This window comes from Blastopirellula marina (genome assembly GCF_002967765.1).
In the GTDB taxonomy this organism is placed as follows: Bacteria; Planctomycetota; Planctomycetia; order Pirellulales; family Pirellulaceae; genus Bremerella; species Bremerella marina_A.
Window position 1 is genome coordinate 363,349 of record NZ_PUHY01000014.1, and the last position, 14,315, is coordinate 377,663.

A 14,315-nucleotide genomic window follows, 5' to 3' on the forward strand; every position below is an offset into this window, starting at 1 on the left:
ACCAGAAGCTTCACAGGAATTGGTCATGACTGCTGAGAATACCCCTTCCCAGAAACGCGCTGCCGGAACGAGCTTTTTCGCTCTGGCGGGGCTGATGCTCCTGTTCGCCGTGGTAACCTTCGGCGTTGTCGCGTTGTTGATGAGCATTTACGAACGCAAACACGAGGCGCGAACGCCGTTCGTAAGGGTCGCGGAAGTCGACGAGGTGACGACCGATCCTGAGCCATGGGGGCTGAACTGGCCCGATCAGTACGACTCGTACTTGTTGACCGTCGATAGCGAGGAGTCCGAGTATGGCGGATCCGAAGCACTCACGGCGAGCAAGCTGGAAGAGCATCCGTGGCTCAAACGATTGTACGCCGGCTACGCGTTCAGCATCGATTATCGTGAGGCACGAGGACATGCCTATATGCTGGCCGATCAGGAGGTGACCAAGCGTGTGACCGAACGTAAGCAAGCCGGGGCCTGTTTGCACTGCCATGCTTCCATCATTCCGACCTATCGCCGGTTGGGACTGGAAGAGGAGGGGGACAAGGAAGTCACGGCCGAAGTGTTGGCCGCCGAATTCAACATGCCTGCGGTCATGGCTGGGTTCGAGAAGATGAGCACGATGTCGTATGAGGACGCGCATGCCGAACTGGAGAAAACGCCCGACGGAACGCCCGCTACCGAAGGGAACGCGCACCCGGTGAGCTGCATCGACTGCCACGATCCAGAGACGATGCAAATCCGCGTCACCCGTCCCGGATTCATCAACGGCATCGCCGCCCTGGCCAAAAGTGATGATCCGGTGGTTCACCTTCCGAGCGTCAATCGTTGGCGAGAAGGTAAGCGAGAACGGGACTACGATCCGAATCAAGATGCCTCACGGCAAGAGATGCGGACCTTCGTCTGTGCTCAGTGTCACGTCGAGTACTATTGTGCCAACAAAGAGACGCTTTTCTTCCCCTGGGGAGGCGGCTTGAAGGTGGAAGAGATCGAGAAGACCTACGACGAACACAAGTTCCCGGACGGAAGCGACTTCTACGATTACAAGCATGGCGAAACGGGCGCGCCAGTCTACAAAGCACAGCATCCCGAGTTTGAGCTGTGGAGCCAGGGGATTCACGCGCGCAGCGGCGTCAGCTGTTCGGACTGCCACATGCCGTACGAGCGGAAGGGAGCGATGAAGGTCAGCAGCCACAACGTGCGGAGCCCCATGCTCAGCGTGAACCGTTCCTGTCAGCAGTGCCACAACGTCAACGAGAACGAGTTGAAGTATCGGGTAGAAGGAATCCAAGAGCGAACCAAGGCCCTGATCGACCGAGCCGCGACCGCGATGACCGATATGCTCGATGCGATTCGCGACGCCAAGGCAGCTGGCGCGACCGAAGAGCAGTTGCAGCCGATTTATGCGTTGCAGCGGAAGGGAATGTGGCGTCTCGACTTCATCAGCAGCGAGAATTCAAAGGGATTTCACGCTTCGCAAGAGTCGGCCCGGATTTTGGGCGAGTCGATTGATTACTGTCGCCAAGCCGAAGCCATGGCCTTGAAGCTACGAGCTCCTGAGGCTCCTGAGTCGACCGCCGAAGTCGAAGAGGTGAAAGGCATTACGCCTGACGATAAGGCTCCGAATTAATGCCACAGCAGCGATAGCAAAAATCGGAAACTGGCATTGCCCCAGTTTCTAAAGTTTCGCTATCTTTTTTGACGCATGGCCCGTTCGTATGGGAAACGGGCTGACGTTAACCTGGATCATTCGGACGCCCCGAACGTCGCGGGCAATTGTATTGGACATGTCCCACTCATCGGTTCGCGCTGCACGAGCGTGGTGGCTTCGATGGCTTCCGCCTGGCATGCCGTCTCATCGGTCGATTGTTTGTGATTTGATGGATCTGCATCAGCAGATGCCGACCGTGTCGCAAGCGAAGTCGTTTCAATTGCAGACGCTCAGCGAAGCACGACAAGAATGTCCGCAACGGATTTCGTGGACGCTGCTTTACCTACGTGCGTTCGCGATAGCCGCGCAAGAATTTCCCAACCTGCGCCGCACGCTAATTACATGGCCATGGCGTCATTTGTACGAGCATCCCACGTCGTATGCCAATATGACGGTCTCTCGCGAGGTTGACGGGGAATCGTGGCTATTCTTCGCCCCAATCGAATCTCCCGAGCAGCGATCGCTGGTGGAACTCCAGGGACTGCTTAACCGTTACCAACAAGAACCGGTCGAGGGGGTCTTTAAAAATCAAGTTCGTTTGGCCCGTTATCCGCGTGTGATTCGTCGCGTGTTGTGGTGGCTACGTTTCAACGTCTCGGCCCGCAAACGCATCAAACGACTTGGTACGTTCGCTCTGACAACAGTTGCCGGGCAAGGCGTAACGATTCTCGATCCGAAGGCACCTGTCACATCGACCCTGACGTATGGTCCACTCGACGAATCAGGCAAGTGCGACGTCATCCTGGCGTATGATCATCGCGTGATGGATGGCAAGGAAGTCGCCACGATCCTTAACCGGCTCGAGGAAATCTTAAACGGCCAAATCTTACAAGAGATGCATGAACTGACGGAGCACTTCCATCAGTTGACGTGTGCTGCCCAAACCCAAGCAGCCTAGTCGCGCGCGGCGAGCGGAAGCTGCACGCCCCACTGCTCGTGCAGCCAATCGGGAATCATCAGGAACGCGGCGCGGCTGTGAGCCCAGCGGATCGTTTCTTCCTGCATCGCCACTTTGGTATTCAGGAAATATCGATTCGGATAGATGCCGACTCTTCCAAGGTCCAGTCGATCCGAATCCCAACACGTTTGCACGGTGACGTCGGCGTGGTGTCGCTGATCGGTGTGCCCCTGACAAGCTTCCTGAAGCAAGGTGAACTGCCGATCAGTCAGCTCGAAGAATTCACCACGCAGCTCGGCAGCCAGCTGTGCACCGCGAGGTCCATGCTGGGGATCGTGCCCTTCGCTTTCGCGGCATGCATCATGGAACACCGCAAATAAGCGAACGACGTCGGGATCGGCGTCGGTGGCTTCCGCCAGACGGAACCCGATATCGTGCACGCGAGCCCAATGGGCAATGCCGTGGCAGCCGTCAAGCGGCAAGGCATAGCCTTGTACGATTCGCTCGACCAACGGTCTCATCGCAATCGACATGGCAGACTCCTTTCCCGTCAGGGTTTTTGCCAGACGCGGTTTCCCTGCCGGACAATGTAACGATCGTGGTCGAGTTGACAAATTCACTCGACACGAGCCACTCAAGGAAAGTTCACTGCGACATGTCAGCGGCTGCTCGCCTAGCTCTAGAAATAGCAGAGGTTTGCAGATTCGCCCAGTATTTGGCAAGCAAAGCGTAACTCAAGTTCTTCACGAACTATTTAGATGAACTTCATGATTCGGCGTCGCAAAACGCCTTTAGCTCAGGGCGGAACTGCTCGACTGTTGGCAGGCGAGCGGCGGGATCGCTGGCCAGACAGTTCATGACAAGTGCTTCCAATTGCGACGGCAGCGATATGCCCCAGCGACTGGGAGGAACTGGCGGGATGCCTCGTTCGAGATCGCTTAAAATCGTGTCGGGCGATCCCGTTCTCGGTGGTCGACCGGTGAGTATCGAATAGAGGAGACCCCCCAAACCGTACACGTCGACACTAAAATCGAGCGGGGTGTTGGTTAGTTGTTCTGGTGCCAGGTAGGCCAAGGTACCACCGCGGATTGTATTGGTATTCAAGGTTTGGCTACGCAGCGAAGCGAGGCCAAAATCGGCGACGTACACGGCGTTCTGTCGCGAGATCAAGATGTTGGCAGGCTTCAAGTCACCATGCAGCACGTTGCCGTGATGTGCCGCGCTGATTGCGCCGGCCACGTTGTTCACGATGCGGACGGCTTCCGCCACAGGGAGAGGAGCCCGATCGACCTTTTGCTGAAGGTTTTCACCGTCCACCCAGTCCATAACTAGGAAGTAGCCGCCGCCAGGGTATTGGCCAAGTCCATGCACGCCAACAATGCTGGGATGGCAAACCTTGGCCATTATCTGGGCCTCACTGACGAACTGCCGCACCGCCCATCGGTCTCGCTGATGACGTTTGTGTAGCGATTTGATGGCAACAGTTCGATTGCGTCGGAGTTCAACCGCTCGGTACACCTTACCAAAGCCGCCGCTGCCAACGTGCTACTTCAGCATGTAGTCTTGCCACAAGAGGATCGCGTTATCTTGGATTGCCCTTTCGTCTTGTGGATGGAGACGTCGCTTCAGAGTCTCCCGAAAGATTTGCAGCCAACGACGGAGGGTACGCGCCGACTTGTCGCTGGTTTCAGCGATTTCTTCCACTGTTTTGCCGGCAAGTATTTGTGAGATTACTTCGCGAGCATCAGGCGGCATCGCTTGCAGGGCAACCTCGATTTCTTCCAGTAATGCTTCAACTTCGCCCGGTTGGGGATCATGCTGCGAAACGGGATGATCGGTGGTCACTTCCCGTGCGACGGAACGTTTACTGGCCGTGTGCCGCTCGACTTGCCGGCCCAGCTTGTTGAGTGAAATTGCCGCCAATAGCCGCCACAAGTCGCCCGGCTTCTCGAGCGTGAAATGATCGTCCTGTGCTTTCAGGAAGAAGCTCCGAAACGCGGACTGCGCGACGTCTTCGGGATCGATCCGTGTGCGAAGTGATTTCGATAGCCGCCGCCGAATCAAAGGCAGAAGCCGAGTCAGGTAACGATAGAAAATCTCTGCGGCCGCATCGGGATCGGCAGCGACAAACCGCTGGAGCAACTGCTGAGAGTTCTCGACGGAGTGAGCTGCTGGGTCGGTCATGGGAAATCTCAAAAAGTTTTGCCTTCGCGTGGCCAAACAGAAGCGGAAATCGAATCAACCCATTAGGCGAGATAGATCGATCTCGCCCTGGTTAGACACCCGCGATGGAGAAAAGTTCTCATGACTCACGTCGTCACCGGCCTCTGCGATGGCTGCAAGTATACCGATTGCGTCACGGTTTGCCCCTGCGAATGCTTCCATGAAGGGGAACGCATGTTGTTTATCGATCCTGAATTATGCATCGATTGCGGGGCGTGTATCCCGGAATGCCCGGTCGACGCAATCTATCTCGATGAAGATGTGCCGCCGGAATGGGAATCGTATGTAAAGCTGAATGCCGAGATGGTCGAGCAAACGCCCGTAATCTTGGTAAAAAAATCGCCGCTGGCAGACAACGAACGATAGCGACTCGATGCGAAGCCTCTGCACGCTAAACCCGGTTCGTATTGGGGGATACGAACCGGTCGCGTTGTGGATGAGACTGTAGCGATTGGTCGGCACCGGTTCGTTTTGTAGCGGTTGCAGGGGAAAGAGCAGATTTTCATTCATGAAAGTTGTGTAAAGAAGCAAACTGGCAATTCAGATGCCCTACGTTTCATTGTCATTTCGCCCAACGGGGTGCAATGGGAAAGACGTTGAATAGGGGCAAGTCATGAAGAAGTCGGTGGTTGGTTCGTTCATCCAGCGGATGAACTCGTTACGTATTAGCACGAAGCTTATTGGCGGTTTTGTCGTCATCTTTCTCCTGACTTCGTTCGCTTGTTACCTGGGGTACTCGGGGCTGAGTAACTTGGAAGCCGAGATGGGATACATCGCGGCTGACAAGCAAATCTATAGCGACGCGCAAAACATCAAGAATTTGATGCTGCAACATCGCCGGTACGAAAAGGACTTGTTCCTCAATATTGGGAATCCCGAGAAACAAGTCGAAAAGTACTTGCCAAAGCTGAAAGAGAAGCAGGCCGAAATCCAAGTCTTACTGCAAAGCATGCAGCAAACCATCAGCGAGGATCCTCGTTTCGCGCCAGAGGTCAAAGACGTAGCTGGTGCGCTGGTCCAATTACATAATCAATACATGCAAGGCGTATTGTCGGTTGCCGACAAAGCGATCGCCGACACCGATTGGACGCCTCAAGCGGCGAACCAAGCGATGGAGCCGTTCAAAGAGCCGATTCACGAGTTGGAATCAGGCATCGATCTTGTCGCCGACGCCACGACCGAACTGTTCAAACAGCGGATCGAATCATCTGAAGAAGTTGCCGCTCGTTCCCGTGTGGCGATGGTATCCGGAGCCGTGTTGGCTTTGGTCCCATGTCCTTTCATTGTGATGCTGGTCGTCGGTCCCTTGCGGAAGGTTTCGCGGCTACTGGCCGAGATCGCGAAGGCCGAAGGAGACCTGACTCGCCGGCTGCCGGTCGAACGAAACGATGAAATCGGCGAGCTGTCGACTTGGTTCAACAAGTTTGTCGATCAAATGCAAGCGGTCATGATTCGCGTCGGCGAGAATGCCTTGGTTTTGGTTGATTCTTCATCCGAACTTTCTGGCACCGCCGAAGAGCTTTCTGAGCATGCCGACAATACCACCAGCCGATCGGCGTTCGTCGTTTCGGAAGCGGAGCAAATGGTTAGTCGGATGTCGATTGCCTCGAAGTCGACCCAGTCGATGCAAATGAACATCGCTTCGGTGGCCAGCGCGATTGAAGAACTTGCGACATGTATTAACGAGATTTCTGGCAATACCGAACAAGCCTCGGTCGTTGCAGGCGAAGCTGCCCGGGAACTTGAGGAAAGCAATGCGAGCATTGTCGAGCTAGGGAGTGCGGCCCAAGAGATCAATCGCGTGATTGAAACGATTGAAGACATTGCCGAGCAAACCAACTTGTTGGCCCTGAACGCGACCATCGAAGCGGCCCGAGCGGGCGAGGCTGGCAAAGGTTTCAGCATTGTGGCAAACGAAGTGAAAGAGCTCGCACGTCAGGCAGCCTCGGCCACCGATGGAATTCGTGCTCGGATCGATGCCATTCAATTGGCGACGCAAAAGACGACTCGTTCGATCAACGATGTCGGTCAGCACATTGCGAAGGTGAATGATGTCTCGACGATGATCGCGGCGGCGATTCAAGAGCAGAATGCAACGACCCAGTCGATTGCCGATCATATCAACCAAACGACGACTGCCGTCAGCGAAATTAGCGATGGTGTGACCAAGTCGGCTGAGGCTAGCGAAGGAATTCGCAGCAGTATGCACGCCGTCGATCTTGCCGCGCAGCAGACTGCCAGTGGAGCAACTTGCACCCGCCGTTCTGGGGCGGACGTCCAGCGGATCGCCGACGACTTGAACACGCTGCTGGCTCAGTTCCGCGTGTCGTAAGCTCTCCATTCAAGAAACGACGAACACAAATAGGGGCACCGCAATTAAATTGCGGTGCCCCTATTTCATTGGTGAATTACGGCAACCAACGTGATAGAACCTAAGGGTGCATTCTTGAACGGGAGGATCAATGATGGAAGAAGAATTGCTTGCAAGCCAATCGAAACGTTCTTGGTTCCAGTTCAGCGTCCGTACGTTGCTGCTTTTGATGACGCTGGTCTGTGTTTACCTGGCGGGTCATTTTGGCAAAGGCTTCTCAGACCCTAGCCAACTGGAGGGGACTTGGAATGCGACATTGCCGCTCGGCCACGAGCGAGATGTTAAGTTGACTTATCTCGAGGAGAATCGATTTCTGTTGTTATCGCGGGGTTCGGTGTTCGACGGTATCTATTTGCGGGAAGGCGATCGACTGGTAGTTAAGGAGCCAGAAGATATGCGGATGAAGGGGCTCGTTTGGAAATGGCAAGGCGAAAGAATCACCTTGATCTCGGAGCCCGCCGGAAATCCAACCGGATCGAGTTACTTGGGCACGACCCTGGTTCGCGCTGTCGAAGAGAAAACAGATGGTTCTTAGGACATCGCCATCGCGGTTCCCAACCAAGTTTCCTGTACGACAGATCGGAAACGTTTTTTTTTCTTAAACGCCCGGTAAACGGCCTGAATGTTGCTCAATCACCTCTCGTGAGAAGTTCGCCGAGAGAATTGATTCGGAAAGTGCAGGCAACTCGCCTACAATGAACCGAATAGGAAGTAGCTCATCTCGCGAAACCTCTGTTCCCACGGAGACAGGTCGACCTAACCACGGAGTTCCAATCACCGAGTTTGGTCCGGAGATTTTCAGGCGATGTCCGAGCAACCGACAAATTCATCGGCGAACCAAGCCGAAGCGACACGTCACGCAGAGGATGTCGATGCGCGCTTGGGGATGGTCGCTGCGGCGGCTGGCTGGTTGAAACTCGCTTCTATTTGGAACATGCCAGCGTGGCTGATCAGTCTTTTGATTCATTCACTGGGCGTGACTGCGCTGGTGATGGCCACCCTTGCCCCGCTTCCTCCTTCCAAAGTGTTGAATCTGACGGCAACCGACGAACCGGTTGCGGAAGAACTGGTCGAGATGGAATTGGAACTTGAGCCAGAACTGGAGGAGATGGATTTTCAAGCCGCGGCCCCGCAGCTGCTATCGGAATCGTTTGAGACACCTGAGATCGAGCTCGATCCGAATGTGCTGGGCGAGGCAATCCCGGCTGACGAAATGCTGGAAGCGGACCAAGTCGATTTTGCCGGGATGGATCCTGAAGGTTTAATGAGCGAAATCTCTGGGCTGGGTGATGGCATTGGCAATGCCGCTAAGTTTTTTGGTACCGGTGCCACAGGCAAGCGAATCTGCTTCCTGGTCGATAATTCAATCAGCATGTCGGGCGGTCGAATGGAGACAGCGCTCATTGAATTAGAGAAGGCAGTTCGCAAGCTGTCGCCGACGCAAGAGTTTTACATCATCTTCTACAGCGACACGGCCTATCCTCTGTTCTATCCCGATACAGCGGACGAGATGATCGACGCCACCGGCGAGAACAAAGAGAAAGTTCGCGAGTGGCTCAAGACGATCCACATCTGCAATTTCACCAATGGCCGAGAGGCGATTCGGTTAGCGCTGGAGATGAAGCCTGACTTGATCTATATCTTAGGCGACGGCGGTTTTACGGACGCGGCCGATTACGCGTTGATCTCGACGCCAACGCCGGGGGTTACTATCTACACGTTGGGTATGCACGTAAAAGCCTCGGACGCGCGGCGATTTGCCGCGATTGCTGAGAAACATGGCGGTTCGTACCGGGACGTCGGCATCACGCCGCAAGGTGTGGAACAACTGCGAAGAAACGGTCCGATCCCGAATCATAAGAGGCGAGAAGGGATCTGGGGCATTAAATTGCCGTAGCTTAAGACGGCTCGATTTCCTTCAGCAATGCCTCGGCTTCGCGGATGTCTTGCGGTGGCAGCTTCTCTAGCTCAAGCGCGGCTTGTAATGCCTGCTTCGCTTCGGCTGGCTTGCCTTGTCGCAATAAGACTTCTCCTTGATGGCGTAACCCAACGGCGTGCTGCTCGGAATTCGCGTCGGCGATATCGATTCCCTTTTGGAAATCGGCGAGTGCTTCGTTCCACTTCTGCATCACTTTGTAGGTGATTCCGCGATATAGGTAGACTTCGGACTGCTCCTCAGCATCCTCGTATTCGAGTGTAAGTGTCTTTTCATGCTGGGATATCGCTTCGTCAAATCGCCCCAGGTAAGCCAGGGCCACTCCGTAATAGAAGAACGATTCCGCATAATCGCTGTCTTCGATGTGCTCTTCGGCGAGCGCGATTTCGGTCGACTCGATTACTTTCTCGAACTGTCTGAGATGGTAGTAGCAAGTCGCAATGTTACAGTGACACCGAGCGAACCAACCGTCAGGGCCTTGGTTGTGCTCAAGAGCAACACCGAAGCGGGCGATCGCCTCCTTGAAGCGATGCTGCCGTTGGTAGTCGATCGCCGAATTGATGATCGTTTTTGCCTTGAGAATCGGGTCGGCCGCTTCATGGGCGATCACCTTTTGGTAGGTCGCCTCCGAGTTCTCGTAGTCCTTGGCCTTACCGTAGGTATGCGCGAGGGAGTAGAGGTAGTCCGCCTCGTCCTCGCCAACAACATCCTCGCGGGCGACAAGCTGCTGGTACTCGGCGATCGCCAAGTCGTAACGTTCAAGGCGATCGTGTGAGATCGCGTGGGCGTACATTGCCAGGATAATGTAAGCCGTCGAAGCCTCCTCCGAGTTCAACACTTGGGAGTAATATTGCTGGGCCTGTTCGTACTTCTTCAACGCGTAATAGGCATTACCCAACGCGTAGGTTGATTCGGCGATCGTTTCTCCATCGATCCCCTCGACGGTCATTGCTGCCTCGTAGTCGGCGATCGCGGCGTCGTATTGACCCAGGTCACTGTAGATCGAAGCTCGCTCCTCGTGCAGACTGTTTCGCATGTAGGGAGAGATCTCGTCGAAGGCTAACCCGCGAGTGTAGGCATCGATGGCCGCGTCCCAGTCTTTCTCCCGGACGTGTGCCTGGCCTTCGAACCAGCAGATACGTGCGCGGTGGTTGTTCGGAATATCTTCCGCCTCGGCGGCCCGCTTCAGGTACGTGAGCGCTGTAGAAGCCTCACCTTGTTGTAAACAAATCTCGCCGTAGCAAGTCAGGGAATAGGCACGCTGCCAGTCGCTCGCTTCGGCGTCGGTGAATACCTTTTCAAAATCAGCTTGAGCTTCATCGAGTAGATTCAGTCGATTTCGATTAATCCCGCGACGATTCAAGGCGTTCAGCCGCATTCCGTTCGAGATGTCCGATATCTCCAGCAGCTTGGTTTGCGTCTCGATTGCCTCTTCCAAATTGTCGGAGTCAGCCAGGGCCAGTGATTTGTACCACAGGGCATCCGGCACCAAGATACTTGCCGAGGCTTCTGGGAGGTCGTCCATGGCCAAGACGGCATCGAAGTCTTCGATTGCTTCGGCATAGCGTCCAGCCATAGCCAGGGTCGAACCTCGATCGACCAGGGCATCGCCGCGCTGATACGGGGTAAGCACCTCGCATGCCAGCACGATGGCAAAGTCCTCCAAGGCTTCCTCGAATTGTTCGCGCTGTTTGAGGGAATAACCACGTCGCGCGCGGGCTCGAATTTTGAACAGCTCAACCCGCGGATCAAGCGGGTCGTATCGCAGATCGATCAGCTTGGTTAAGTCGGCCAGTTCTTCGTCGATGCGATCCCAACGACCAAATACGCAAGCGCGTTCAAACAGGGCCCGGGCCATCGTCCATGGATCGAGCCCTTCCATTCGCAAAATCGCTGAGAAATCACGGACGGCTTCATCCAAGCGATCGACATGGTTGTAGAGATGCCCCCGCCAATAGTACGCTTCCGAGCGATCGAAGTTGTTTGCCTCCGGCATGCGGATGATGGTGGTATAATTGAGGATCGCATCTTCTGGCCGATCCATGCGATCGAGTGCCACCGAGTACGAATGCAACGCTTCGATCCGCTGGGCATGCGGGACGTCGTCTTGGGAAAGGAGCCAAGTTAAAAGTTGCTCGGTCTCCTCGAAACGCGACTGCGAATTGAATGCACGAGCGAGGCGGATCTTGGCGTCGTACCGAACGTGTTCCGGCGCACCTTGCACCTCGTAGGCGGCGTTGTAGTGGACGGCTTCGTTTTCGGCATCTTCTAACTCGCCATAACTGTAGCCGAGCTGGATATGAGCACGGGCCACCAGTTCGGCAGGTGCCGCGGATAGCTGTGTTAACGCGAGCAAATCGTCTCGTTCTCGCGCCAAGTCCTGAAGATTCCAAAACGCGCGTGCTCGATTGTAAAGCGTCTCGGCGTGTTCCTCTTCTGATTCCTGGCCGGATTCGATCAGCGCCGTAAAATCCGCGACGGCTAAATCGTTCTTATCAGCGATCAGATAAGCATAGCCGCGGTCGAACAACGCCAGATTTCGCGCTTTCGCGTCGATATCAGGATCGGCGAGAATCTTGGTTTGCTTCTCAATTTCCCCTTCTTGAGATTGCGTTTGGTGAAAATTAATCGCCAAGTCGGCCAGAGCGCCGAGCCCTTTTCTTGCAGGTCGATCCATGAGTGCACATCAATTTAGGTCTAAGGTACTAGCGAGTTCCGCTCGCAGGGGGGTGATCGGACCGATTATAGACCGAGTGGAAACTTCGACTCTAGGCAAGGCTAGGAAAAAAAGTTGCCTAGTCGCGTTATGGAGCGAACTGATGTTGCAAATGTTCGCAGCTGATCACCTTTTCGATTAGATCTTGCGGTACGTAGAAATAATGATTCGACGCTTCGTAACCAATACGTGAATCCGCAGCGACAACCGGGTAGAGGCGAACCGCTGACTCGATCTCTTGCGATAATTCTCGTTGCACTTTTTCCTGCCACTGCTGTTTCTCCTCCGGCGTTGTGGCGTTGGCCAACTTGTCGCGAGCAAGGATGTAGCGGGCTTGTTGGGCGACACTGGCAAAATGCAACTGCGCCGCGCGGGCCACGCTTAAGTCATCGGCGGCAAAACCTTGTTTATCGGCCGGAGCAGCCTTCGCGGCGGCTTCCAAGTGGAAGCATCCTTGTGCAAAGCCATCGGCGATCTTCTGAAACTGCGCTGCGTAAACTTCGGGCGGGAAAGGTGAACTCCAACGATTCAGCCCGTCGTAGGGGAAGCAGACCATGCCGGGAGAATAACCGGTCGGCTTGGCGTACAGCAGATTCGCTGGGCCAATATGTTGCGGACCGGTATACATGCCAGAACTGCTGTACGGGTACTCGGCGTAACCATCGCTGAAGTGTTGCCAGGCTTGCTTCGCCTCGGCGGCGCCTGCTTCGCCGTAGGTGCTTTTCGCCAGCATATCTAGTGCTTGATCGACGGTCAGGCCGGGGTTTTCGGCGAATAGGCGGGCCAACTCCAAGTTGGGTGAAGGGTAACCACCCAGCGACCAGCTGAGCATTTGCCCGTCGAGGTTCGCTTCAGCGAGGTTTGCATTATGCTGCGCGATCAGGTTCATCACGGGCACGTACGGTACGGCGGCGATTTCCCACGTGATGTTGAACTGCACTTTGGCCAGCGTATGTAATCCATGCTGCTGCGCAACTTGCCAATGCTTCGTCGCGCGGGGGCCAGGACCGACGGCGGAAATCGAGTATTCACCGATCACCGCTTTCACGCCGCCCCGTTCGATTGGCAGTTTCCACTCGCTGACCGACATCAACCAAATGGACTTGGGCAATTTAGCCACGGTATCACTGGCATCGCCATGCCGCGCCCATCCCCAGTCCCAGGCGATTACTTTGGCATCGGGTGCCGAGCGATGAACACCTTCCGCGATCGCTTCGTTGATTTCGACCAGAATGTCCGAGGGGGCACGGTCTTTACAATGGACGCAAGCTGATTGCGTGAACTTCGAACTGCAGTTGGTTAAATTCTCGGAGGCGGTAATCGTGAACACACCTCCCAGATTCGGCACACGCTCGAAGATGTAGGCAAGGCTATCACTGACCCATCCTCGAACTTTCGGATGACTGGTGCACATCGCGAAGTAGGGAACCGGCGAGCCTGGATCAGGCACACCTTTCATCGCTGGGCGGTTCGCAAAGAACGATTCCGGCATTGCACGCGGTTCGTTCATGTAAAGATAGACGTCGATTCCGTACTTCTTGGCACGCTCGACCATTTTCTCAAGGTTCTTCAAGCGTTCGCGATGCCCCTCGCCGAACTCCGGGAAGTCAGCCGAAGGGGGAGCCAGATCTCGCAGCACGACGTGCAGCCAAACTCCGTTTACACCACGTTGTTGCAGGCGAGCCAACAACCCATCGGGAAATGGATCGAGCTTTGGATCACTCAGCGGATCGCCGAACATCGCGAAGTACGAGTAGATAAATCTTGGATGCTCGGGATCGTACTTCGGAGGCGGGCTTTTCTCCGAAGCGGGATCGATCTGGCTCAACTCCTCGATGAAATGAAACCGCTGCTCTTCTGGTTGCTTGAGCTGTTCGCCGAAGTATCGGTCAACGGTTTGCTTGATCTCGGCGGCGCGCGCTTTGGCCGTGGAAGTGGGTTCGGTGTAGCGAACCGGCGGGCAATTGGGTTTCATGTTGCCGAGCTTGATCAACAGAAAGTCATCCTCGCGGAGGCGATGCGCGAATTGTTCTTCGTCGATTTGCAGCAGCTTGAGAAGCTGTTCATACGGCAGCAAGTGCCAGTTGCGGCGGACCAGAGTAATGTAACCACGCGATTCCATTTCGGACGCGACCTGCGGATCGGCTGGCAGGCCCATCGACGTAGCGATCTGCTGGATATTCTCAGGCGTTGTCTCTAGGACATCGGCGAGACGCTCCGCCGAGACGAGGCTCCAGTTCCGCCAGACCACCGCGTGCAGCGCATCGGGGAAATGATCAATAGGGACCGGCGGCTTGCTGGAAACAACTGGCAGACCATCCGCATGGACCGGACCAAATGCCAGGAAGCAGCCAAGCAGCAATAGAACGATTCGCGTGTGCGTCATGGTGTGAACTTTATGGGAGGGAAGTGAATCTGGCGGGTGGCCTATCTTCCCGTGAATTGCGCAGTAAGTCAACGTTTTGCCACTTA

10 protein-coding genes and 1 pseudogene are annotated in these 14,315 nt (G+C 55.3%); 6 read left to right on the forward strand and 5 right to left on the reverse strand.

The features are described 5' to 3' along the window. Positions 1 to 25: 25 nt before the first annotated feature. A complete protein-coding gene (locus C5Y83_RS24175; protein ID WP_105332367.1) occupies positions 26 to 1,618 on the forward strand; it encodes an ammonia-forming cytochrome c nitrite reductase subunit c552 in 1,593 nt (530 codons plus the stop codon). Positions 1,619 to 1,835: 217 nt separating this feature from the next. Continuing rightward, positions 1,836 to 2,597 (forward strand): hypothetical protein, encoded by a 762-nt coding sequence (locus tag C5Y83_RS24180; RefSeq protein WP_105332368.1) that lies wholly within the window; start codon positions 1,836 to 1,838, stop codon positions 2,595 to 2,597. On the opposite strand, the gene C5Y83_RS24185 is transcribed toward C5Y83_RS24180, so the two are convergent. From C5Y83_RS24185 to C5Y83_RS24195, 3 genes and pseudogenes are all read right to left on the reverse strand, one after another. Next, positions 2,594 to 3,130 carry an HD domain-containing protein gene (locus tag C5Y83_RS24185; RefSeq protein WP_199195122.1) on the reverse strand — a complete coding sequence of 179 codons (537 nt, stop codon included), beginning with the start codon at positions 3,128 to 3,130 and terminating at the stop codon, positions 2,594 to 2,596. The genes C5Y83_RS24180 and C5Y83_RS24185 overlap by 4 nt on opposite strands. Positions 3,131 to 3,362: 232 nt before the next feature. After that, positions 3,363 to 4,127, reverse strand: a pseudogene (locus C5Y83_RS24190) (serine/threonine-protein kinase); the annotation flags it as partial. A 15-nt stretch (positions 4,128 to 4,142) separates the two neighbouring features. After that, the gene (locus C5Y83_RS24195; protein ID WP_105332370.1) at positions 4,143 to 4,781 is read right to left on the reverse strand and encodes an RNA polymerase sigma factor; all 639 of its coding nucleotides are present in this window, start codon (positions 4,779 to 4,781) and stop codon (positions 4,143 to 4,145) included. A 120-nt stretch (positions 4,782 to 4,901) separates the two neighbouring features. Between C5Y83_RS24195 and C5Y83_RS24200 the strand changes: the two genes are divergently transcribed. The 4 genes from C5Y83_RS24200 (at position 4,902) to C5Y83_RS24215 (ending at position 9,088) form a co-directional block, all read left to right on the forward strand. Then, positions 4,902 to 5,186: a ferredoxin family protein gene (locus C5Y83_RS24200; protein WP_105332371.1), complete on the forward strand. Its 285-nt coding sequence runs from the start codon at positions 4,902 to 4,904 to the stop codon at positions 5,184 to 5,186. 247 nt (positions 5,187 to 5,433) lie between these two features. Beyond that, positions 5,434 to 7,152 (forward strand): methyl-accepting chemotaxis protein, encoded by a 1,719-nt coding sequence (locus tag C5Y83_RS24205; protein ID WP_105332372.1) that lies wholly within the window; start codon positions 5,434 to 5,436, stop codon positions 7,150 to 7,152. Positions 7,153 to 7,282: 130 nt separating this feature from the next. Beyond that, positions 7,283 to 7,726, forward strand: a complete 444-nt coding sequence (locus C5Y83_RS24210) for a hypothetical protein (protein ID WP_146117909.1) — start codon at positions 7,283 to 7,285, stop codon at positions 7,724 to 7,726. A 270-nt stretch (positions 7,727 to 7,996) separates the two neighbouring features. Next, a complete protein-coding gene (locus C5Y83_RS24215) occupies positions 7,997 to 9,088 on the forward strand; it encodes a VWA domain-containing protein (RefSeq protein ID WP_105332374.1) in 1,092 nt (363 codons plus the stop codon). 1 nt (position 9,089) lies between these two features. Here C5Y83_RS24215 and C5Y83_RS24220 read toward each other — a convergent pair whose 3' ends face one another. Together C5Y83_RS24220 and C5Y83_RS24225 are read right to left on the reverse strand one after the other, a co-directional pair. Next, complete coding sequence (locus C5Y83_RS24220) at positions 9,090 to 11,804, reverse strand: tetratricopeptide repeat protein (RefSeq protein WP_105332375.1); 2,715 nt, start codon at positions 11,802 to 11,804, stop codon at positions 9,090 to 9,092. A 127-nt stretch (positions 11,805 to 11,931) separates the two neighbouring features. Then, positions 11,932 to 14,229 carry a hypothetical protein gene (locus C5Y83_RS24225; protein WP_105332376.1) on the reverse strand — a complete coding sequence of 766 codons (2,298 nt, stop codon included), beginning with the start codon at positions 14,227 to 14,229 and terminating at the stop codon, positions 11,932 to 11,934. Between the last annotated feature and the right edge of the window lie 86 nt (positions 14,230 to 14,315).